This window comes from Blautia caccae (genome assembly GCF_040095955.1).
Classification (GTDB): domain Bacteria; phylum Bacillota; class Clostridia; order Lachnospirales; family Lachnospiraceae; genus Blautia; species Blautia celeris.
Window position 1 is genome coordinate 39,233 of sequence record NZ_JBBMFP010000020.1, and the last position, 23,718, is coordinate 62,950.

General features: G+C 46.9%; 12 protein-coding genes. 11 read left to right on the plus strand and 1 reads right to left on the minus strand.

Going from position 1 to position 23,718, the window contains the following annotated elements; translation table 11 throughout:
* Window positions 1-12: 12 nt before the first annotated feature.
* The 6 genes from WMO65_RS19180 (at window position 13) to WMO65_RS19205 (ending at window position 9,920) form a co-directional block, all read left to right on the plus strand.
* Window positions 13-6,405 (plus strand): SpaA isopeptide-forming pilin-related protein, encoded by a 6,393-nt coding sequence (locus tag WMO65_RS19180; RefSeq protein ID WP_349064605.1) that lies wholly within the window; start codon window positions 13-15, stop codon window positions 6,403-6,405.
* A gap of 67 nt (window positions 6,406-6,472) precedes the next feature.
* Window positions 6,473-6,604 (plus strand): hypothetical protein, encoded by a 132-nt coding sequence (locus WMO65_RS19185; protein WP_349064606.1) that lies wholly within the window; start codon window positions 6,473-6,475, stop codon window positions 6,602-6,604.
* The gene (locus WMO65_RS19190; RefSeq protein ID WP_349064607.1) at window positions 6,585-7,688 is read left to right on the plus strand and encodes a DUF5688 family protein; all 1,104 of its coding nucleotides are present in this window, start codon (window positions 6,585-6,587) and stop codon (window positions 7,686-7,688) included. The genes WMO65_RS19185 and WMO65_RS19190 overlap by 20 nt, the downstream gene beginning before the upstream one ends.
* 77 nt (window positions 7,689-7,765) lie before the next feature.
* A complete protein-coding gene (locus WMO65_RS19195; RefSeq protein ID WP_349064608.1) occupies window positions 7,766-8,764 on the plus strand; it encodes a radical SAM protein in 999 nt (332 codons plus the stop codon).
* Entirely contained in the window at window positions 8,761-9,264 is a 504-nt protein-coding gene (locus WMO65_RS19200) for a helix-turn-helix domain-containing protein (protein WP_349064609.1), read from the plus strand. The genes WMO65_RS19195 and WMO65_RS19200 overlap by 4 nt, the downstream gene beginning before the upstream one ends.
* 77 nt (window positions 9,265-9,341) lie before the next feature.
* The gene (locus tag WMO65_RS19205; RefSeq protein ID WP_349064610.1) at window positions 9,342-9,920 is read left to right on the plus strand and encodes a YdeI/OmpD-associated family protein; all 579 of its coding nucleotides are present in this window, start codon (window positions 9,342-9,344) and stop codon (window positions 9,918-9,920) included.
* A gap of 72 nt (window positions 9,921-9,992) precedes the next feature.
* Here the strand turns inward: WMO65_RS19205 and WMO65_RS19210 are convergent, their stop codons facing one another.
* Window positions 9,993-10,319, minus strand: a complete 327-nt coding sequence (locus tag WMO65_RS19210) for a helix-turn-helix domain-containing protein (protein ID WP_349064611.1) — start codon at window positions 10,317-10,319, stop codon at window positions 9,993-9,995.
* Window positions 10,320-10,444: 125 nt separating this feature from the next.
* Here WMO65_RS19210 and WMO65_RS19215 point away from each other — a divergent pair, with 125 nt between their 5' ends.
* The 5 genes from WMO65_RS19215 to WMO65_RS19240 all read left to right on the plus strand — a co-directional run bounded on the left by WMO65_RS19215 (window position 10,445) and on the right by WMO65_RS19240 (window position 23,622).
* Window positions 10,445-11,269: a hypothetical protein gene (locus WMO65_RS19215; protein WP_349064612.1), complete on the plus strand. Its 825-nt coding sequence runs from the start codon at window positions 10,445-10,447 to the stop codon at window positions 11,267-11,269.
* Window positions 11,270-11,450: 181 nt separating this feature from the next.
* Window positions 11,451-11,552: a putative holin-like toxin gene (locus tag WMO65_RS19220; RefSeq protein WP_349064613.1), complete on the plus strand. Its 102-nt coding sequence runs from the start codon at window positions 11,451-11,453 to the stop codon at window positions 11,550-11,552.
* A gap of 205 nt (window positions 11,553-11,757) precedes the next feature.
* Window positions 11,758-19,671, plus strand: a complete 7,914-nt coding sequence (locus tag WMO65_RS26665) for a helicase-like domain-containing protein (protein ID WP_435380255.1) — start codon at window positions 11,758-11,760, stop codon at window positions 19,669-19,671.
* A 12-nt stretch (window positions 19,672-19,683) separates the two neighbouring features.
* Window positions 19,684-20,541, plus strand: a complete 858-nt coding sequence (locus tag WMO65_RS19235; protein WP_349064614.1) for a DUF6674 family protein — start codon at window positions 19,684-19,686, stop codon at window positions 20,539-20,541.
* A gap of 24 nt (window positions 20,542-20,565) precedes the next feature.
* The gene (locus WMO65_RS19240) at window positions 20,566-23,622 is read left to right on the plus strand and encodes a DUF3849 domain-containing protein (RefSeq protein ID WP_349064615.1); all 3,057 of its coding nucleotides are present in this window, start codon (window positions 20,566-20,568) and stop codon (window positions 23,620-23,622) included.
* The last annotated feature ends 96 nt before the right edge of the window (window positions 23,623-23,718 follow it).

Here is a 23,718-nt window from a genome sequence, read left to right on the forward strand (position 1 = left end):
GAGGTAGAGAACATGAAAAAGAGAACAACTTTCAAGCGGATGTTATCCGGGATCATGGCGGCGATGACGCTGTTTACTACAGTTTTATCACCCATCAGTGCAGCGGCGGCGGAGCCGGAACCAAAAGAAAAGGAACCTCCGGCCTATGAGCAGGTAAAGGAACAGCTTTCAGCAGACGAAGTAGTAACCGCAAAAGATTATGAACTTCTGGCAGGAACTGCTTTTGATGTGGAAACAGATCTTACCGGGCTGGAGATTGTGGACGAAACAAAAGTAAAGGTGAAGCTTTATGAGGCAAAAAATGAATCGGGTGAAGATTTTTCCACCAGTCATGCGGATACCTATAAGGCCGTTTATTATGTGGAGCCCCTAAGCGGCCATCCTGTGTATCAGATTCAGAGGAATCTGATTGTAAAAGAACCGGAAAGCCAGACGGTATCAGAAAACACTGCCGGGACACAGGAGAGTGCAGGCCAGACACCGACTGTGGAAGAATCCGAAGAAGAGGAACCGGAGCCTGAGCGTGTGGATGTGCCAGATGTGACAGAAGAACCGGAACTACAGGAAGAAACCGAACAGACGGAGAAGACTGGAACAGGGCTGGAAGAAACACCGGAAACCAATATTCCAGAAACAATGGTTCCGGAAACAGAAATCCGTTCGGAGGATGAATTAAATGCTGCCTTAGAGAAGGCAAAAGAGCAGGATACGGTGGATGAGGAAACCGGGCTTACCCTTGGGGAAGTCTGGAATCAGATGATTGAAGGGGATGTAGATATTTTCTCCATGGAAGAAGGGGAAACCATTACTTTTACTGCTTACAGTCAGAAAAAAGCCAGATCTACGGACGTGGAAGTGACCAACGGAGAGTGGTATTATTACGCCGACTATGGTCTTGGAACTTATGTGACGCAGCCTTTTACCGTAAAGTTTGGTTCGGTCACAGCAACCGCTTATTGTATCGAACCGTCGAAACCAGGACCGGGAAGCGGCGTGTATGAGATTACTAAACTGGGAGGTGGGAAAGAGCTTGCGAAAGTCTGCTATTACGGCACGGGTGCAAGCGGTTCCTATAATTTTTATGAAAAAAAGCATCCAGATTTCTCAGAGGGGAAACGCTTCATTGTCACCCATTTGGCGGCTTCCTATGCAAATGGCAGTTCCGATGCTTTCTATGGAGCCAATGATACCGGCATTGCGCTGGCAAAGGAATTATATGATTACGCTGTGGGACAGGAAAACATCCCGGATGTGGACATGAAATTTTCGGATGCGGACGTGACTGCCTATGTAGACGGAAATCGTCAGCGCACCAAAGAGATTACCTTTAAAGCAGATGTACACCAGACAATTATCATGAAACTTCCGGATGGGGTGAAATTTCATAATGTTACCACCGGAAAAACCAGTGCTGCGGGAGCGGATGTAAAAGTGTCCGGGGGAACTGTTTTTTATCTGAGCGCACCCCTTACCCAGACCGCAGATGTGTCCGGTTCCTGGTCTGCGAAGATGCAGGGGAGTATCACAAAGGATTATTCTGCTTATAAGATTACTACGGGGGGTGACACACAAAGTCTGGCCCTTGTTTTTGGTGAAGGTGTGGAGGATAAAAAATATGTGAATTTCTCTGTAAAGTGGATCGAGCAGGCAATGGTAGAGATCGTAAAACAGGATGCAGATACGAAAGAGAACCTTTCCGGGGCTGTTTATGGAATTTACAGTGATGCCGCCTGTAAGAAGCTGATTACTCAAATGCCGGCAACGGATAAAGACGGCAAATCAAAGGTGACTATCCTGAAAACCCAGGATACGGTGTACTTAAAAGAGATCACGGCACCAACGGGGTACTGTTATAATGCCACGGCAAGTAATGTAACACTGGTGGCAAATAAAACGTCTACTGTGCATGTAACAGATAAAGAGCAGCTTGGAAACCTGACCGTTTATAAAGTGGGAGAGGTTTTTACCGGTGCAGTGTCCAATGCAGAGGGAACCACGTTCCAGTATGAGAGCCGCAAACAGAAAGGCGCTGTTTACAATGTATATGCCAAAGAAGATATAAAAACACCAACGGGCAAAATCGTGTACAAAGCCGGGGAACTGGTAAAAGAACATCTGGTAACGGGGGACAATGGGGAGGCGGTCTTAAAGGATCTCCATTTTGGAACCTACCAGATCACGGAAGTGCAGGCACCCCAGAACTTTGTCAACCAGAGAGAATCCAAAATGGTTACCCTCACTTATGCAGGACAGACGGCAGAGGCCGTTTTTGCAGAAACAACTTTCCAGAATGAACGTCAGAAAACAGAGGTCCATGTGGTGAAACTGGATAAGGATACAGAAAATCCGTTATCCGGTGCAGTGTTTGGTCTGTATGCCGGTGAGGATATGAAAAATGCAGACGGAACGGTGGTAGTAAAGAAAGATACGCTGCTTGGTAAGGCAGAAAGCAACGGAGAAGGAGAAGCGGATTTCTATGCAGATATTCCTATCGGATATGGTTATTATGTGAAGGAGCTGCAGGCCCCGGAAAATTATCTGCGTAACAGTGAGGAGGTGTATTCCTTCCGGTTTACCTACACCAATGATGAAGAGCCGAAGGTGACTTTTACCCATACCTTTGCCAATGAAAGGGTAAGTGCCACCATTAAGCTGCAGAAAACAGACCTGGAAACCAATACAAACAAGCCCCAGGGAGATGCCAGCCTGGAACATGCGGTGTATGGTCTGTACGCCAGAAAGGATATCGTACATCCGGATAAAAAGAGCGGAACCCTTTATAAAGCTGGGGAACAGGTGGGAACCCTGACTACCGATGCAGAGGGGAAAGCCTCGATTGAAAATCTGTATCTGGGAGAATATTTTGTAAAAGAGATCACACCGCCGGTTGGGTATCTGGCAGATGAAAGGGAATATGACTTGATCTGTAACTATGAGGGCGATTTAACAGCGGTAGTAGAGCGAAGCTGCACGTCCCCGGAGCAGGTGAAGAAACAGCCGTTCCAGATCATCAAAGCAGCCAATAACGGGAACACCGATGCAGAGCTTCTTGCCGGGGCGGGATTCACCGCTTATCTCAAATCTTCTTTAAAAGTCAAGGAAGATGGAACCTATGATTTTGCATCGGCAGAGCCGGTGGTGATCGGGGAGAACGGGGCAACGGAAATCTTTACAGATGAAAAGGGTTATGCCGTGTCCATCCCACTTCCCTATGGAACTTATGTGGTGCGGGAAACCACGACACCGCACAATTATAAGCCGGTGGATGATTTTATCGTGAGGATTACGGAACACAAGCCCACAGAACCCCAGGTATGGCGGGTGCTTCTGGATGCGGAGTTCAGTGCAAAGTTAAAGATCATCAAGCAGGATGATGAAACAAAGAAACCGGTACTGGCGGCAGATACGGAATTTAAGGTTTACGATCTGGATCATAAGAAATATGTAGAGCAGGTGACTACTTATCCAACGACAGTTACCCATAAATCCTATTTTACGGATGCGGACGGGTACCTGATCCTGCCACAGAATTTAAAGATCGGTCATTACCGGATCGAGGAAGTGACAGCCCCGGACGGTTATGTCATTAATAAAAACTATGTGGAAGTAAAGGTAGATACCGATACGCTGTACCAGATCGACCCGGTTTCCGGGGATGCCATTATTGAAGTGGTATATGAAAACCATCCGGTCAAAGGGGAACTGGTAGTGGTGAAAAAAGGTGACGTATTAGACGGCTACGGAAAAGATTTTATCTATGAGGAACAGAATCTTGCCGGAGCCGTTTTTGCTGTCTATGCAGCGGAAGATATTTATACCGCAGATTTCCAGAAAGACGGAAATGGGAACCGGATTTTAGAGTATGCCAAAGATACCCTTGTGGCGGAGCTGACCACAAATGAAAGCGGCAAGGCAGTCTTAAAGGATCTGCCTCTGGGAGCCTATCAAGTGGTGGAAAAGACAGCGCCGGAGGGATTTGTCCTGAACCCGGAGGAACAGAAAGTGACCTTTGCGTATGTGGATCAGGATACTCCGGTGGTAGTGGAGGCAGTGGAATGGATCAATGCCCGCCAGAAAGTAGAGATTGCGGTCATCAAGCAGGATGCAGAAAATGAGCAGGTCCTTGCCGGAGCAGAATTGGGTCTGTACGCAAAAGAGGATATCAAAGCCGGAGAGAAAGTGCTTGTGGAAGCAGACACCTTGTTGTCCAAAGCGGTGACCGGGAAGGATGGAAAAGCAGTATTTGAAGCAGATGTGCCATTTGGACGTTATTACATTAAGGAACTGCAGGCACCGGCTGGCTTTGTTTCTTCGGATGCGGTGATCGAGGTGACCGCCTCTTACCAGGGGCAGGAGGTGGAAGTGGTACGTTTGACAGAAGCCTTTAAAAACCAGCCGACTACCACAAAATTTACAAAAACAGACCTGACCACGGGAGTGGAACTTTCAGGAGCAACTTTGACAGTATTGGATAAAAAAGGCAATCAGATTGATACCTGGACTTCCGTAAAAGGGAAATCCCATATCATCAAACGCCTGCAGGCTGGAGAAACGTATATCCTTCGGGAGACCTTTGCACCATACGGATATCTGAAGGCAGAAGAGGTGGAATTTACCATTTCTGACACCGAAAAGGTACAGAAAGTGGAAATGAAAGATGAAGTGCCGGTAGGCCGTATCCTGATCAGTAAAAAGGGTGAGTTCTTAAACGAAGTGACCTGGAATGACATGGTGGCAGGAGCCATGGAATCTGTATGGGATTACCTGAATGGCTCCTTAAAGGACGTTACCTTTGAGGTCTACGCTGCAGAGGATATCAAAGCGGCAGACGGGGAAAGCGCTGATCATTTCAAAAAAGATGAACTGGTGGAAACCATCACCACGGATGCCCTGGGCTTTGCAAGGGCGGACGATCTTCCACTTGGAAAATATTATGTCAAAGAAAAAGAAACGGCAGATGGTTTTATACTGGACGACCAGGCCAGAGAGATCGACCTTACTTACCGTGACCAGGATACCCCGGTAGTCACTTATGACAGTGAATGGCAGAATAACCGCCAAAAGGCGAAAGTGACTGTCCTGAAAAAAGAAAAGGATTCTGACCGTGTATTAGAGGGCGGCGTCTTTGCCCTCTGTGTAAAGGAAGATATTAAAAACGCAGACGGAAAAGTGCTGGTAAAGGCGGATACGGTTGTGGAACAGAAAGCAACGGATGCAGAGGGCAAGATCCTCTTTACTGCGGATCTGCCTGTAGGCGGCAGTTTTTATGTGAAAGAAGTACAAGCTCCGGCAGGTTTCGTCACGACAGAGGAACGAAAAGAGTTTACCTTTGATTATGCGGGGGCAGAAACGCCGGAGGTTGTCTTTGAGTTTCTGTATGAGAATGAGGCAACTACCTTTGAAATCACAAAATCGGACCTGACTACGGGAGAGGAACTGCCGGGGGCGAAGCTTCAGATGACAGACCCGGATGGAAATGTCGTGGATTCCTGGGTGTCCGGGAAAGAGCCGCATATCATCAAGGAACTGGAAGTAGGAAAAGAGTATGTGCTGACGGAAATCCTTCCGGCAGAGGGATATGTGACCGCAGAGAGCATTACTTTTACAGTAGAAAACACTGCAGATGTTCAGAAGGTGGAAATGAAAGATGATGTGACGAAAGTAGAAATCAGCAAAGTGGACATGACAGACGGCAGCACGGAAATGGAAGGTGCAAAGCTGTATATCCTGAATGAAAACAACGAAGTCATGGAAAGCTGGACTTCCGGGAAGAAACCGCATTATGTGGAGAAACTGCCGGTTGGGAAATATACGCTTTTGGAAGAGAGCGCACCAAAAGGATATATCGTTTCACAGAAAGTCCCATTTGAAGTGAAGGACACCGGAGAGATCCAGTCTGTGAAAATGGAAGATGCCCAGGCAATGGGAAAAGTGATCTTAAATAAAACGGATAAAGACACCCAGAAGCCGCTGAAAGGCGTGGAATTTACCCTGTATGACAGGAAAGGAAAAGCACTGGAAACACTGGTGACAGACAGTGCAGGCCATGCGGAATCCAAAGAATATCCGATTGCCATCTTTAAAGATGGAACGTATGAAAAAGCCCTTGTTTACATTTTAAAAGAAACAAAGACACTGGAAGGGTATCAGCTGGATGAAACCGAGCATGAGATTACATTTGGGTATGCAGATGACCGGACACCAGTGGTGGAATACCAGATGGAACTGACTAATGAAAAACTTCCGGAAGAGAAAGCACAGAATCCGGGAACACCGGGACAACCCTCCACTTCCGTCCATGCACCCAAGACAGGGGATGAAACGAACATCTGGCTGTTTGTGGCAGTTATGGCGGCATCGGCAGGCGGCGTGGGATTCCTTACCTGGAAGAAAAAGAGAAAATAGGAACAAGCAGATCAGGGGCTGTGCAGGTGCATGGCCCTGAGTTTTGGAAGAAAGCAGGTGTATTTTGATGAAGAAAATCCAGACAGAAGTAACAACGCGAAAAGACAACAGACAGGTGCTGCGGCTTGCCCGGTATGGGGTAAAAATGCAGAAAACGAAGAAAGAAAAGGAGAAACAGCATGAAGTATCAGAAATTTAAGAGCTATGTTGAGGAACATATTAAAGATTATCTGCCGGAAACGTATCAGGATGCAGTTGTTTCGGTGCAGACTGTGAAGAAGAATAACAGCCAGGAGCTTGACGGGCTGAATATCCAACTTGCAGAAGAAAATACCACCCCCATAATTTATCTGAACCATTATTATGAGGACTATCAGAATGGACGGGTGATAGGGGATATTTTAGAGGAGATTGCCCAGTGCCGGGAGACTTATCGTGTGAAAGAACATTTTCCCATCGAGAATCTGTTTGATTTTGAAAAGAATCGGGAGCGGATCATTTTTCAGGCGGTGGGGAGAGAGGCGAATCAGGAACTGCTTTCCAATGCTCCGCACCATGTGGAACAGGATATGGCGCTGATCTATAAGATTCTGCTGGACAAAGAAAAGGGGGGAATGGCCAGCATTACCATTGACCATGCATTGCTGGAACGCATGGGAGTGGATGAAGAGACTCTTTACCAGACGGCGATGGAGAATACAGTCCGGGAATTTCCAATGACCTTTTTTGCTATGGATGATGTCGTAAGGGAAATGTTGGAGCAGGACCTTTTTGGCTTTTCCCTTGCTACATTGGAGGATGCAGAGATGAAAGACTTTCTGCAGGAGATTTTCCAGGAACAGACAGGATTTCCAAAAGAGCAGTCTCCGTTTTACATACTGACGAATGAGCAGAAAATGGAGGGTGCGGGTGTGTTATTTTATCCGGGAGTGCAAGAACTGGTGGCAGAGAAAATGAACGGTGATTATTTTGTACTGCCGTCATCAGTCCATGAAGTGTTGATCGTACCAGACGATGGCAATATGAACTTTGAAGAACTCCGTACCATGGTAAATGAGGTGAATCAGACAGAGGTGCATCCAGCGGAAGTGCTGACCGGTCAGGTGTACAGCTATGACAGTGCGCGTGGCTGTCTGATGCTGGCAGAAGAACGCTCCGCACAAAAACAGCGGGAGAGGCAGGGTGAGAAGAAAGGTATTCTGGAGAAGTTAAATGAGAAAAAGAATGCCGTACAAAAGAGTGAGCCGGGAATGCAGAAGTTAAGTCCGGAACCGGCACTATAACAATGGAAGATTCAGCAAGAGGCTGCATGGGGAAAACCTATGCGGCCTCTTTGGAAAAAAGGAAGGAGAACATAAGATTGAAAGTAGGACTGGTGGACTGTGACAGCCACAATTTTCCCAACCTGCCCTTGATGAAACTTTCGGCATACCACAAACAGAAAGGAGATCAGGTATCCTTTGCAGAGTGTGGGAAATTTTATGACCGGTTATATATCAGCAAAATTTTTACAGGATCACGGGAGCCGATGCTGCCTGCAAGCGGCGAAATCATCCGTGGAGGGAGTGGTTACGATCTAGTGAATCATCTGCCGGATGAGGTTGAGCATATCTATCCGGATTATGGGCTGTATCCTGGGCTTACGAAGGATACCGCTTATGGATTTCTCACAAGAGGGTGTCCGAGACAAAATCATGGATTTTGTATTACACCCCAAAAGGATGGCTGCATTAGTCAAAAGACTGCAGATTTAAGCGAGTTTTGGAACGGACAGAAAAAGATCCTTTTGTTAGACCAGAACCTGTTAGCCTGCCGGGAGCGGATGGAATTGTTGAACCAACTGGTAGATTCCGGAGCATGGATAGATTTTCAGGGAGGGTTGGATGTACGGTTTTTAAATGGTGAAATCCTTTCCCTGTTTAAACGGATGAAAGTGAGCAGTTATCATTTTGCATGGGATGATCCAAGAGAAAATTTACAGGAACAGTTCCGGCTTTTTTTCAGAGCGGGATTTATAAAGAATAGAAGCTGCGGTGTGTACGTACTGACAAATTACTGGAGCAGTCTGGAGGAAGATCTATTCCGTATTTACACGCTGCGGGATATGGGTTTTTTGCCATTTGTTATGATTTATGATAAGCAGAAGTATGTAGATGAGAAGGGAAGGTGGCATCCGGATGTGGCTTACCAGTATAGCGAAGAACAGCTTCGTAAATTTAAAGTTTGCCAGCATTTACAGCGGTGGTGTGCAAGAGTATGGATACTGAAAAAATGCCCGAAGTTTGAAGCATATGAACCATACCGCAGGTGGCTGGAGAGAGGGCAGCCAGTACCCACAGAGAGGAGCGGGAAAAGATGACACTGGGAAGAAAGATAAAGAAAATCCGAACTTACCGGGGAATGACACAGAAAGAATTGGGAATCCGGTTAGGATATAAGGAGAATGGGGCTGACGTGAGGATTGCTCAATATGAATCAGATCAGCGCAGGCCAAAGGAAGGTACGTTGTATCAGATAGCGGAGATCCTGGAAGTCAGTCCGTTTCATTTTATCCGATTGGAAGAGGGCAGCCCGGAAGAAGTGGTGCGGTCACTTTTATGGCTGGAGGAAGAAAAAATAGATCTGCTACAATGCTTTTCGATACAAGATAGAGAAGATGTGCTTCATGCAGAGAAATTTCTCAGAGGTGGAGATAATCGCACCTGTTTTTCTCTGAGAATTATGATACATGATATAAAACTGGGAGCAGCTGTCTGGGAGTGGCTTTCAAAGAAAGAGGCAGTGCGAACCGGGATAATGACAGAGGAAGAATATCAGGAATGGAAATGGAATCAGATGGCAATGGATGTTTCTCTTTAGATACAATTTTATGGTAAGGGCTGTGGGGATGTGATATGATTGTAAGTAATTAAATTGGAAGCTGTGAGGATAAACAAATGGATTTTGAGAATTTATTACCAGCTAAAAATCGTGATGAGTTACGACAATGGCTGTTAGAAAATCATGATAAAGAAAAAGAATGTTGGGTGGTTGTTAAGAGAGGGCGCCCTGTAGATGACGGGACTTTCTGGTATATAGATGCCGTTGAAGAAGCTATGTGCTTTGGCTGGATTGACAGCACTACAAAGAAAATGGAAAATGGAATAACTGCGCAAAGATTAGCACCCAGACGCAAAGGAAGTTTGTGGTCAGAATTAAATAAAGAGCGTTGCCGCAGAATGGAGAAGTTAGGGCGGATGACAGATGCGGGCAGAGCTGTTTTGCCAGATATGTCAGAAAAAGGGTTTGTGATTGATGAAGATATATTAAAGGCACTTCAATTAGACAATGAAGCTTGGAATAACTTCCAACAGTTTCCGCATCTTTATCAACGAGTGCGAATTGATACAATTCAAATTAAGAAAAAGCAGCCCGAACTATTTCAGAGTCGATTGCAAAAATTATTAGAAAACAGCAAAAAAGGCATTATGTATGGCGACTGGAATGATAATGGTCGATTACTCGATTATGAGTAAATAATCAAATTTCAGGTTGTCGAGATTATCCAGAATGCAGAATAAACAGCCAGCCGCAAACGGCTGGCTGTCTTACTGTGCCTCGTGTTGTAATACTGCTTTTATCATTGCGCCGGCAAGTGCTTGTTTACTGGGAGAGACACCTTTCCACAATTCTTCCAGTTCTTTGATTTCACTGATCTCATTGGATGAGAGTTCGTCCTGAAGAAGATAATCAGGAGAAATGTTCAGTGAATTGCAGATCGCTATGAATACCGGCAGACTGGGGATCTTTGTGCCGCCTTCAATCTGACGCAGATAAGTTGCGTTGATATTACATGATTCTGAAACCCGTTCGGCAGTGAAGCCCCGGTCTTTTCTGACTTGATTTATACGTTTGCCTAATCCATTCTTTTCCATAATTCCACCTGTTTATTAGCTGATAGTTATTATTGTGTACACTAAAAGACTATAATATGATTGCAGATAATAATAGATTCTGATAGACTATACAATATTAGCTTATAGATATAAGGAGGATGAAAATGCGGAAAATGTGGAGAAAGATACGAGAGAAATGGCTTTCTTTCTGGGATGATGATACATATGATCCGGGGAAGAACCATTTAAGCCAGACTGATAAACGTTCTTTATTGTATGGCGGTTTTATGATTGCTGCGGCTACGATGACAGTAACTATTTTCGTGATCGGTATCAATGATATAAAAGCAAACAGGCAGAACACAGAAGATATGGCGGATATTGTAAAGATGGTTTCAACTTACATGGCAACGGCAACAGATTCTGAATATGAAAAGATTGCGGAAACAATCCGTCGTGACCTGGTGTTCAGCGAGTATGGTGGAGATGTGGAAAACCTGATAAAGTATATCCCCAATACTGCAGAAATCTGTAGTGTGGAACGGGGAAATTGTCCTTTCCGGACATGCCTGGTATTTCCAAACACAGGGGAACTTTATGGCCTGGATATTTATGAAGAAACAGGTGAACCGGACAGCACAGAAGAACAGAATTGTCTGCAGTATTCCTTTGGGTATGATGAAGTCAGTGAAGCACATGTCAGTATAGCCACTTGTCCCGGCGAAGGGAAGAGCAGTGTATCTATCCAGCGGGGACGTGGCATTGTCAGCGGCCATAGGATGAAGAACTTATTCTGTGATACTTGTATCGGGAAGATGCTGCACACTATGGAACACCAGATCGTGGAGGAAGTCATTATCTGCGATCTGGTGGAAAAGAAATTTTATCCGGTGGAAGAAGGAACCCTGCAGATCGGCAGCTATGAGTTTGAAATACTATATGACGACGGAGACTATACCATCGAAATTAGGGATGTGGAAGGAACATAAAAGGAAAGAGGTGAGAGGTAAAGAAAAAGTATTTTGAATCACTGTAACTGATAAATACATTGCTTTACGGGAAGATTGCTGTTAAAATATGTAAAGGAGTAACCGTGTACAGGGTTGGTTATCAGCCTTCCGGATTTTGTATCCCCTTGTTTGGGAGAACAGATGAAGGGAGGTGGGGCAGATGGATACATATGAAGTCTTGACACTTTTGTTTCTTGGCGGAACGTTTCTCATCGCTTTGCTTGCCTATCTGGATGATAGGAACAACAAGCCAAAAAAATAAATGCCTACCCTGTCTGCCAACAGAGTAGGCGGCTCTTATTAAGAGCTGATTAACCTATATCCGGAAGCATCCACCTTGTGGGCGGTTGCTCTTTCTATATATCAACTATAGCATTTTCCCTTAAAGATGTAAAGCAGATTTTCACACAGCCAGACCGATAAAAAAGGTGCGGCTGTTTTTTTATGCCAGAAAAGGAGGGACCGCTATGGCGAGAAAATACGATACCATATCGGCGCTGGCCGAGAGGACAGCGAAAGAGGTCGTAAAAAATGAAGAAACCTGGAAAACGTATCTGAATACTGCCGCCAGGATTTATAAATATCCGTTTCAGGAACAGATGTTGATCTATGCACAGCGTCCGGATGCCACCGCATGTGCAAGCATTGAGATCTGGAACGGAAAAATGAATTGTTGGGTAAATAAAGGTGCAAAAGGGATTGCCCTGATCGATGAGGATGCCCCGGTACCAAGGCTGAAATATGTTTTTGACGTGAAAGACGTTCATAAAGCCAGAAGAATCGGACGTGATCCGTATTTGTGGGAGTTTAAGCCGGAGCAGGAAGAAGCGGTGCTAAACCGTTTGGAGCGCATTTACGGGGAAACGGATCAGGAAAAAATGTTTGCGGGACGTCTGCTGGAGATTGCAGAACGGATAAGCGAGGACTGTTATCAGGAAATTGCTTCTGACCTTTCTTATCTGACCGAGGGGAGTTTTCTGGAAGGCCTGGATGAATATTCTATGGAGGTGCATCTGCGGGAAACATTAAAAGCCAGTATTTCTTATACGCTGCTTACCCGGTGCGGGGTGGATGTGGAGACCTATGGGGATTCCCTGAATTTTGAGTTTATCCATGAATTTAATACAGTTCCGGTACTGGCGCAGCTTGGGAACAGTGTCACGGAGCTGTCTAAACCCATCCTTATGGAGATTGGGAAAGCAGTCCGTGCATATGAGCGGACAATTTCCGAAAAAGCAGTTGACAATTCACAAGACTTACGCTACAATGCTTTAAAGCGTGAAAGCGAAATGAAGGAACAAGAAACAGGAAAAGAGATAAACTCAGAAGAGAAAGAAGAAAGGGGCAGTGAAGATGGAATTGACATATCAGAAGAGCGGAGATTATTACATCCCGAATATCAGGATGGACGAACAGCCGGAGGGAACCCTGACGAAGTACGGGCTTCTGCGGAAGAAATACCTGAAGGAGAACAAGGGAGGCCTTTACTCCGGACTGCTTTTGAGGGGCAGGCTGACGGAACACCTGCTGGAGATCCAGGAAACAGCAGAGCAGAGAATGGAGCTTCTGACCAGGCAGATGGCAGAGGAGCAGGGCGTGGACGAGAGCCTGAAAGAGCAGAACCCCATGGCCTGGGTACAGCAGATGAACAGCATCCGGCAGACAGCCGAGGAGATCATCCTGACGGAACTGATCTATCGTTAGGACAGCCACAAATTCATACAGAACCAGAAAAATCGGACAGTGACGAGCTGCCCGATTTTTTGTCTTCTGTGGAGGAAAATACCTATTCCATGCCGGAGGAAGCCGAAGTGCAGGGCGAACCGGTCTATGAGCAGATGAACCTTTTTCCCACCATGGCGGAACAGGCAGGAAACATTGCCATAGACCATGCAGATGACTGGCTGATGCCGCCTGCAGAAAATCCCATTACAAAAGAAATGATAGAATATGCCCTGCTTACCGGCGGCGGGCAAAAGGACAGCCGTCCCCGTATCTTTGCGAAATACCAAAAGGGCCTGGACGATAAAACCATGGAGGAATTTCTAAAGAAGGAATACGGCATGGGCGGAAAAGGCTTTACGTTCCAGGGGCAGCCTTTTTGTATCTGGTATGACAAATCCGGGATGAATTTTGCAAAAGGGAACGCCGCCCGTTTTCAGCCGGCCCTGAAACTGGATTGGGCAGAAGTAGAAGAAACAACGCACCAGCTGATCTGTTCCGGCAGATATATGGAAGAGGCAGAAATCTGGCATGTGCCAACGCTGGAGAGGATGGAGCTGGCTTCTAAAATTTATTTTTTCTTCCGTGATGAATATGGAACAATGCCGGAAGAACTAAAGTTCCACAGGGGCAGTGTCCCGGAGTGTGAGGAGGCACTGGCAGAAATGCTTTCTACCACCGAGGGGATTGATAAGATCCTGGGCCATATGGACCAGGCAATCGACAAATTGGACCGGGGCGAGGCCAGACCAAGGATCCGGCTGATCTACCGTCCAAAGGATATACGGACATCGGTGGAAGAACTAAAGCGGATACAGGTTAAATTTCCGCCTGCAGAAAAACTGGACATCCCAAAGGAGACGTTTATCACCCAGGATGAGATAGACCATCGGCTTGGCAGGGGAAGCGGAGTTTCCGAAGGACTGTTCCGCATTTATGAATTTTTTCAGCAGAATGCGGATAAAAAGGAACAGATAAAATTTCTGAAAAGCGAGTATGGAATGGGCGGCTCTTCACCGGGGCTTGTAGGGGCATGGCACAGTTATGAAGATCATGATGGCAAGGGAATCCACCTGCGGAAAGGGAATATTCTGGAACCGACAGCGGAGATCCTGATTTCCTGGCCGAAGGTGGCAGAGCGTATCCGGAAACTGATGGAGACAGACCGCTATCTGACAGAAGAAACAAAGGCGGCTTATCAGGACTGGGTAAAAGAAAAAGAACAGAAACTGCTGGAAAAGGCGCAAAGAGAACTGCAGAAAACAAAACTTCCAGTAGTCGCATTGGAGAATACAGAGGATCATTCCGATTACAGCATAGGCTTTTTCACTTACCATTACCAGGATGGAAGGGAGGGCGTCCGCTACCGCCTTGTGACCATTGGGGAAAACGGAAAGCTGGAACCCTATCTGGAAAACGGGAGCTTCTTTATCAATGAGAGTGCAGCCAGGGAATATATAAACGCCCACAAAAATGAATTTCAGCTCGTTCCTTATGAGGAACTGGTAGTTGGGGCGGCACAGCAGATGCAGGACCAGGAGCAGCCCCCAGAGCCGGAGATGAGAGGACCAAAAGCGAAAATATCCGAAGAAACAGGGATTTCCCAAGAGGCAGTAGAAGCAGAGCAAGCAGAACCGGAAGGACCACGGGAAAGGGAGCCGCTGTTGCCGGATATGGAACCAGAACCTGAGCTGGATGCCACCCGGAAGGAAGAACAGCCTAAGGCGGAGATCCTACGGGGAGTAAACTTCCATATCACAGACGATGCGCTTGGAAAGGGAAGTGCAAGGGAGAAATATGAGCAGAATGTAGCAGCAATCCAAACCCTGCAGAAGATTGAAAGTGAAGACCGCACCGCCACCAAAGAAGAACAGGAAATTTTAGCCCGGTACGTGGGCTGGGGTGGGCTTCCGGAAGCTTTTGACGAACAGAACAGTGCATGGCATGACCGATACGTGCAGCTAAAGGGATTACTAACTGCAGAGGAGTATGCCTCCGCCAGGGAATCTACCCTAAATGCCCACTATACTTCCCCGGAGATTATCCGCACCATGTATGAGACACTTCATCGGATGGGATATGAAAAAGGGAATCTCTTAGAGCCCTCCATGGGAACCGGAAACTTCTTCGGGATGCTGCCGCCAAAGATGCAGGCGAGCCGTCTGTACGGAGTGGAATTAGACAGCCTGACAGGAAGGATCGCAAAACAGCTTTATCCCCAGGCAAAGATCCAGGTGACCGGTTTTGAGAAAACCAGTTATCCCAATGATTTTTTTGACGTGGTGGTGGGGAATGTTCCCTTTGGCCAATACAAAGTGTCCGATAAGCCTTATGATAAGCACAATTTTATGATCCATGATTACTTCCTGGCGAAGTCACTGGACAAGCTCCGGGCAGGCGGCATCCTTGCCGTTGTGACCTCTAAGGGAACCATGGATAAAAAGAATCCCGGAGTACGGAAATACCTGGCACAGCGGGCGGAACTTTTGGGGGCAGTACGCCTCCCCAATACGGCATTTAAGGAAAATGCGGGAACGGAAGTGACGTCAGATATTTTGTTCTTTAAAAAGCGTGACCGTGTCATGGATATCGAGCCGGACTGGGTACATCTGGGGGAAAATGCAGACGGCATTACCATGAACCAGTATTTTATCGACCACCCGGAAATGATAGCCGGAAAGATGGAACTGGTATCCGGTCCCTATGGAATGGAGGCTACCTGCAGCCTGGTGGAGGGAAAGCCGTTCTTTGAACAGTTACGTGAAGCTATGGGGAAGATTGACGGAAGGATCGAAGCCTCTGGTTTGGATGAACTGGAAGATGATACAGACCTAAAGGCCATCCCGGCTGATCCGGAAGTGAAAAATTACAGCTATACGGTGGTGGAAGGGGAAGTCTATTACCGGGAAGATTCTGTGATGAAGCCCGTGGAACTTTCAGAAAAAATGAAAGACCGCATCCGGGGAATGGTAGCTTTGAGGGAACTTACCAATGAACTGATTGCCTATCAGTTGGAAGAATATACAGAGACGGAAATTAAAGAAAAACAGGAGGAACTTTCCAGAAGTTATGATGCTTTTACAAAAGAGTTTGGGCTGATCAATTCCCAGACCAACCGGAGGGTGTTTAACCAGGACTCCAGTTACTGCCTGCTCTGTTCCCTGGAAATCTTAAATGAGGATGGAACCCTTAAGAAAAAAGCGGATATGTTTACAAAACGTACCATCAAAAAGCAGGAGCCGGTGACTTCTGTGGATACGCCGTCAGAGGCCCTGACGGTATCGTTAAGCGAAAAGGCTGCGGTAGATCTGCATTTTATGGAGGAGCTGCTTGGAGGAGAGGAACCTCATGAACGGATCATTCGGGAATTATCCGGTGTTATCTTTAAGAACCCTTTAAGTGACCTGGAGGACGCATATGCAGGGTGGGAAACCAACGATGCTTATCTGTCCGGGAATATCCGGGAAAAGTTAAAGATCGCCCGCCTTTGTGCAAAGGAACACCCGGAGTATGCCATCAATGTGGCGGCACTTGAGCGGGTGCAGCCTAAAGAACTGGATGCTTCGGAAATAGAGGTACGACTGGGAGCCACCTGGATCGAGCCAATGTACATCAATGATTTTATGCGGGAGGTTTTTGAAACCCCGGAATGGAAAGTAAATGGAAAATATATTGATGTGCAGTATTCCCCTATCACCGGGCAATGGTATGTAAAAGGAAAGAGTGCGGATAGCGGGAACCCGCTCATTGAGATGACCTATGGGACCGGACGGGCTAATGCCTATAAAATACTGGAAGATTCCCTGAACCTGCGGGACAGCCGGGTGTTTGACACGGTGATGGAAGATGGTGTGGAAAAACGCATCTTAAATAAAAAAGAAACCACCCTGGTAAGCCAGAAACAGGAGGCCATCCGGGAGGCCTTTAAGGACTGGATATTCCGGGATGGAGAGCGCAGGGAGGTCCTCTGCAAAAAGTATAATGAGCTGTTTAACTCTAACCGTCCACGGGAGTATGACGGTGCCCACCTGACGTTCCCGGGTATGACACCGGATATTGACCTGCGTCCGCACCAGAAGAATGCAGTTGCCCACCAGCTTTACGGGAATAATACTTTGCTCGCTCACTGCGTGGGGGCGGGAAAGACCTTTGAAATGATAGCGGCGGCCATGGAGAGCAAGCGCCTTGGACTGGCACAGAAATCGCTCTTTGTAGTTCCGAACCACTTGACGGAGCAGTGGGCGTCAGACTTTTTGCGGCTGTATCCGGGGGCGAATATTTTGGCTGCTACCAAAAAGGATTTTGAACCGGCGAACCGGAAAAAGTTTTGCTCCAGAATAGCCACCGGAGAGTATGATGCGGTAATCATCGGCCATACCCAGTTTGAAAAAATCCCACTTTCCAAAGAAAGGCAGGAGCAGACCATCCAACGCCAGCTCTCGGAAATTGAAATGGCCATTGAGGTCGCAAAAGCGGAAAAAGGGGAGCGCTATACCATCAAGCAGATGGAAAAGACCAAAAAATCTTTGCTTGCGAGGATGGAAAAGTTAAACGATTCCACCCGGAAGGATGATGTGGTGACCTTTGAGCAGTTGGGGGTTGACCGGCTGTTTGTGGATGAGAGCCATGGTTTTAAAAATCTGTTCCTGTATACGAAAATGCGGAATGTGGCGGGGATCGCCCAGACAGAGGCACAGAAGTCCTCGGATATGTTTGCGAAATGCCAGTACATGGATGAACTGACCGGGGGAAAGGGCATCACCTTTGCCACGGGAACCCCCATCAGTAATTCCATGACGGAGTTATATACCAACATGCGTTATCTACAGTATGGGATGCTGCAGCGCATGGGTCTGGGACATTTTGACAGCTGGGCTTCCGCATTTGGAGAAACCATCACCGCCATTGAACTTGCCCCGGAAGGCACCGGTTACCGGGCGAAAACACGATTTGCCAAGTTCTTCAATCTGCCGGAGCTGATCTCTATTTTTAAGGAAACGGCAGACATCCAGACACCGGATATGTTAAAGCTGCCGGTGCCGGAGGCAGTATATGAGGATGTGGTTATAAAACCCAGTGAATATCAGAAAGAAATGGTGGAAAGCCTGGCACAGAGGGCGGAGGCTGTCCGTAACCGTATGGTGGAACCTTACGAAGATAACATGCTGAAAATCACCAACGACGGAAGAAAACTTGCACTGGATCAGCGGCTTGTGGATCCCATGCTGCCGGATGAAGAATCTTCAAAAGTCAATGCATGTGTGGGGAAGGCCTTAAAAATCTGGGAAGAAACGGCACAGGACAGAGCGGCCCAGTTGATTTTCTGCGACTTGTCCACCCCGAAAATAGCAGGAAAAACAAAAGCAGATATAGATGGGGGAAGTAATGAAACGGGAATTTTTGATGATGTGTACCATGAGATCGAGCGGAAACTGATTGCAAAAGGAGTGCCGCAGGAAGAGATCGCATTTATCCATAGCGCCAACACAGAAACAAGAAAAGCGGAGCTGTTCGCAAAGGTAAGAAGCGGGCAGGTCCGCTTTCTGCTTGGTTCCACCGCAAAGATGGGCGCAGGGACCAACGTCCAGGACCGGCTGATTGCAGAACATCATCTGGATGTACCCTGGAGGCCGTCAGATATTGAACAGCGGGAAGGGCGCATCATCCGGCAGGGGAATCAGAACCCGTCTGTGCGGATCTTCCGCTATATCACGGAAGGAACCTTTGATGCCTATTCCTGGCAGGTGATTGAAAATAAGCAGAAGTTTATCGGCCAGATCATGACCAGCAAATCCCCGGTACGTTCCTGTGAGGACGTGGATGAGGCAGCACTTTCCTATGCAGAGGTGAAAGCCCTTGCCACCGGCAATCCTTACATTAAGGAAAAAATGGATCTGGATATCCAGGTGGCAAAGCTGAAACTGCTAAAAGCCAACCATACCAGCCAGATCTACCGGCTGGAAGATAGCATTGCCAAGGATTATCCGCAGAAGATCAGCGCCGTGCGGGAAACCATTGCCGCCCTTACCATTGATACTGCCCACTATCAGGAAGTGAAAACTGCTGATAAGGAATCGTTTGCCATGAAGATCGGGGAACGGACATATACCGATAAAAAAGAGGCAGGAGCCGCCCTGATCGCTTTTTGCAGGCAGGTAAAAACAGTGAATACGTCAATGCCTATCGGAGAATACCTGGGATACCAGATAAGTGTTAATTTTGACAGCTTTTATCAAAAGTTTACCCTGAACGTGAAAGGCGCTATGAGCCATAAAATAGAAATCGGAACGGATGAGCTTGGAAACATTATCCGTATCAATCATGCGCTGGAGAGCATGGAAAAGAACCTGGCAAAAGAGAAAGAAACCCTTAGCAATCTGGAGAACCAGCTTGAAAATGCCAAAGCAGAGGTAACGAAACCTTTTCCAAAGGAGTCTGAACTGCAGGAAAAAACGGAACGGTTATCCGCACTCAATGCGCTTTTAAACATGGATGAAAAAGGCGGTGAGGCATTTCTGGAGGACGGCGGAGAACCGGAGGAACCAACAGAAAAAGCCAAAAAGCCGTCCATCATGGAAAAGCTGGCGAAGTATCAGGGGGAGAGCAGCCAAGGCGAAATGGAACATACAAAACAGCAGGAAATAGCAGCAAGTTTATAGGAGGAAACGTCTATGCCATCAGAAAAAGAGAACATGACCATTGATGTTGCAGAGGAACCAGTCAAAGAAATGCCAAATGTGGAGGAACTTTTAAAAATCCTGATTGACCTGAATATGGCACAGGAGCAGCAAACGGTCCATCTGCTAATGAATTATATGAATGATGTAGAAGAAAATTTTTATAACGTCCTGGAAGAACTGGACATGGTCAAAGAGCAGCTTCACCAGATCCAGCAGACACCACAGAGCAAAACCCTCAGGGACCGCCTGACGGAAGTTTCCGGACAGCTTGAGCAGAGGATCTCTGCCATGCAGGAAAAAATAGGCAGCATGCGGGCAACTTTGAATGAGAAAGCGGGAAAGGCAGTCCAAAAGTTTAAAGAACATGGAGTGACTGCCTTAAATCATGTCTGTGAAACCCTTGGAATCAAGGAGATGATAGTTTCCCTGAGAGACGATCTGTTACGAACAGCGGGAGATATGCAGGCATCTATAGATAAGATTGACAGAGTAAGCCAGGAGCTGCGGGAAACCACCACCCACACCAGAAATATCGGCAGGGCGCTTTCCGGTAAGGAGACCCTGGCCACACCGGAAGCAAAAGAACATGGTTTTTTCCATCACATCAAACGTCCCTACCAGGGAATGAAACAGTTCTGTCTGAGAAAAGCAGGGGAGATGGATAAAGGGATCGCAAAGCTGGAGGCATTGGAGCAGGGGGCAGGCCAGATCCAGGAGGGACGCAAGAAACTCCAAGAACAAGGGAAAGACAAGCCCTCCATTATGGACAAGCTGACCACTTACCAAAAGAGCCAGGGGGTAAATGCACCGGCAGCTACTCAGAATAAAAAGAAAGAAAACGTATTATAGGGGAAATCCCGGAAAGGAGCAGGTATGGGAAGATATACAGAATTGCAAATGGCGTGGAACGAAAATAGAGAGGATTTCCGCAGGCTCAAAGAAGAAATGGATAGGAATGAGGAAGCTTTTCGTAAAATGGAGAAAGAGATGGAGGAATTGGAGCAGGAACCCATTAAGGACAGCGATGTGGTAGTAATGTATTCCTCACAGTTCGCATCCGAATATGTTGTCTGCAAAATAACAGACCAGAGCCGGGAATGGGTAAAAGAACAGATGGAAACCATTGCCGGAATGGATGAAGATACACGGTCAGATCTGGTCATAGAAGAATATTTCAGAAGCCAAGGGGCAGAAGCTGTCCCCATCCTGGATTCCAGCGGGAAAGGAGATGATTACCCATTCTTTTATGATTTCTGGTTTGATATGGACGGAACCGAAGTGGTAGAGAATACAGAACGTCCCATAAAAGACCAGGTGCAAAACCTCATTAACCGCATCGACTTTGGGGAATCGGTATTAAATGATTCAGAATGGAAATTACTGTATGCTTATGCAGAAAAGAATGGAGATATGGAAGCGGTGTACCGGCTGGCCCAAGAACTCCGTGATACGCTTCATGAACCGGATTTTCGTGTCCATGAGCAGGTGATCGAAAAAGCATGGAAGGAGATCGAGCAGCCAGAGGAACTGACATTTTCCAGCGAAGCGGAAAAAGAGCTGTTTACCGGAGAGACAGACCGTTTTGGAATCTATCAGTTAAAAGAAGGGGAGGAACTGCGTTACCACCGCTTCACGAACCTGGCTCTATTGGAAAAATCCGGGCTGCAGGTGGAAAAAGAAAATTATGAGCTGATTTATACAGCACCGCTACAGGAAGGACAGACACTGGATGATATTTTTGAACAGTTTAACCTGTTCCGCCCGGAAGATTTTACCGGGCATTCTTTGTCAGTCAGCGATATCGTGCTGATACATAAAAACAGGGAAAATCATGCCCAGTATGTGGATAGCGTTGGGTTCCGGGAGGTTCCCCGGTTTTTAGAGCAGTTACAGGAACAGGCGGCAGAGGAAGAACGTCCTTTCATTGACCATTTCTATGTGGTGACAGATTTACAGAAGACGGAGCCGCTGGAGATTGAGAAATATGGAGAGTTGGAAACAGCGCTGCAGGCCTATTTTACACTGCCCAATGATAAGATGAAAGCCTTTGGCGTGCAGAACAGTCTGCCGCTTCCCGGCAGTCTGGATTTTATCCAGTGTATCCATGGCATAGACCGGATGATATTTGACTATGAGAGCATGGAACACTGGAACCGGCCAGAGATCCATAGGCTTGTAGAACGGATAGACATTGCCCTGGACCAGCATGAGACACAGATAGCGTATCAGATTGGGGAGGGATATTTTGCTATTCAGCATACAGAGGGCGGATTTGATTACACTTTTTATGACAGGGATTTCCTGGTGCTGGACGGTGGGATCTATGATGACACGAATGTGACGATACAAGAGGCCATGGACGAACTTCTGCAGGAACAGCATCTGCACCCGGAAGAAGGAGCGGTGTTAAATTATGATACGTTCATGGAACAGGTGGAAGAGGCAGAAAGGGCGCAGCTGGAGATGTGGCAGAAAGAATACCTGCCAGTTTACCGCTACCCGGCCGGGGATGCCTGGGAGCATGGGGAAATTAAAGAATACCGGGCATCCATGAATGAAAATATCGCCTGCAAATCAGCGATTGAAACGGCAATCCGGGAAAACTTTGACGGGATGCACCTTAACCATGATGCAGCCGCACCAGTGTTAGCGCAATATGGGGTGGAACGGGTATCTTATGTACTTGCAAATACCGTCCGTGAACTGGAATCAGATGGGCGTTTCTCCCGTGACAATAAAACATGGGCGCAGACGGTTCCAATTTATACGGAAAGTGGGCGGAACACAGACTTTTTGGTCACAAGCCATCCGGCGGTATTGGACGGATTCATAGGACTTGTAAGGGAAGAAATCCGGGAAAAAGAACGAAAGATTTTTCCAGCGGTTTCTGATATGACACAGCCGGAAGCATCCCTTAACCACATGAGCCGGGCGGATATAGAAGAAACTGTCCTTGCTTATGCCCAGAGCGCAGCAGAAGAAGCAGGGTATGAGGTAAAGCTCCGGGCGGCAAGAGTGTACGGGAGTCGGACAGTAGGGGGAGAAAAAGCAGGGTCCGATGTGGATGTGGTCCTTGAATTTGAAGGAGAGATAAGGGAAGATGCTTTTTTCAATCTGCTTCATGAGGATGGATTGACGCTTGCCGGAATGCCGGTGGATATTAACCCAATCACAGCAGAGAAAACAGGAACCATTGAGGAATTTCTTGCCAGGGCAAATGAATATCTGGAAGAAAAAGTGAAAAGTATGCGGGAAACTGTTTCCGACCGGGAGAAAGTGGAGGTAGTCTTTGAGCCGCCGGCACAGACCTTGTCTTTTTATGTGGCAGAGTGTATGGAGTTTCCAATGCTTGGGGAATACCATGACAATTTGGATTTTGAAGAGGCAGTCCGTATATATGAATCAATCCCGTCAAGCAGGATTAACGGAATCAAGGGGATTGGATTTGTGCTGCATACAGAAAATGAGCCAGATCAGGATCTTACCTATGAACTGGTAAGTGGCCGGGTAATAGATGTGGATATGATCAACCACGTGCCGGAGTTCCGTGATAGTCCGCTGGTACAGCAGGCGGTCCAGGATGCCATTGCCAGGTTCCCCAAGATGGAAGTGTGGGATAAGGAAACAAGGGCCAGAGAAAGTAGGGAAATGGCACAGAGTCCGCGAAACCGGGTGGATGATTTATGGGAACGCCGGGAGAAGAATCCACTGGCAAAAGTGGAAGAACTGGAGGAGGCAAACTATAACCAGATAGATGGGATTTTGAACAATCTGGATGTGGAGGAAAAGAAAGGGAAGGACATAAAAGGACTCTCCATAATGGACAAGCTGGCTATGAACCGGGAACGTATTACAGGTGAGAGGGAAGAGAGCAGTAAAGCATCGAAAGAAACCGATAGAAAGTCCGATAGGAATGGATTGATAGAATAACTTTCATGGCGATAGGGAGGGCCTGGGGAGGCACTTTCTATCGCTATATTTAATGTTTTAAATTTTACATACTTTATTACTAGAATATATATTGAC

What these genes read in the sequence shown, in the direction of transcription:
- WMO65_RS19180 (WP_349064605.1), top strand. Translation starts at nt 13, where the DNA reads ATGAAAAAGAGAACAACTTTCAAGCGGATGTTATCCGGGATCATGGCG.
- WMO65_RS19185 (WP_349064606.1), top strand. Translation starts at nt 6,473, where the DNA reads ATGAAGAAAATCCAGACAGAAGTAACAACGCGAAAAGACAACAGACAG.
- WMO65_RS19190 (WP_349064607.1), top strand. Translation starts at nt 6,585, where the DNA reads ATGAAGTATCAGAAATTTAAGAGCTATGTTGAGGAACATATTAAAGAT.
- WMO65_RS19200 (WP_349064609.1), top strand. Translation starts at nt 8,761, where the DNA reads ATGACACTGGGAAGAAAGATAAAGAAAATCCGAACTTACCGGGGAATG.
- WMO65_RS19205 (WP_349064610.1), top strand. Translation starts at nt 9,342, where the DNA reads ATGGATTTTGAGAATTTATTACCAGCTAAAAATCGTGATGAGTTACGA.
- WMO65_RS19210 (WP_349064611.1), bottom strand. Translation starts at nt 10,319, where the DNA reads ATGGAAAAGAATGGATTAGGCAAACGTATAAATCAAGTCAGAAAAGAC.
- WMO65_RS19215 (WP_349064612.1), top strand. Translation starts at nt 10,445, where the DNA reads ATGCGGAAAATGTGGAGAAAGATACGAGAGAAATGGCTTTCTTTCTGG.
- WMO65_RS19220 (WP_349064613.1), top strand. Translation starts at nt 11,451, where the DNA reads ATGGATACATATGAAGTCTTGACACTTTTGTTTCTTGGCGGAACGTTT.
- WMO65_RS26665 (WP_435380255.1), top strand. Translation starts at nt 11,758, where the DNA reads ATGGCGAGAAAATACGATACCATATCGGCGCTGGCCGAGAGGACAGCG.
- WMO65_RS19235 (WP_349064614.1), top strand. Translation starts at nt 19,684, where the DNA reads ATGCCATCAGAAAAAGAGAACATGACCATTGATGTTGCAGAGGAACCA.
- WMO65_RS19240 (WP_349064615.1), top strand. Translation starts at nt 20,566, where the DNA reads ATGGGAAGATATACAGAATTGCAAATGGCGTGGAACGAAAATAGAGAG.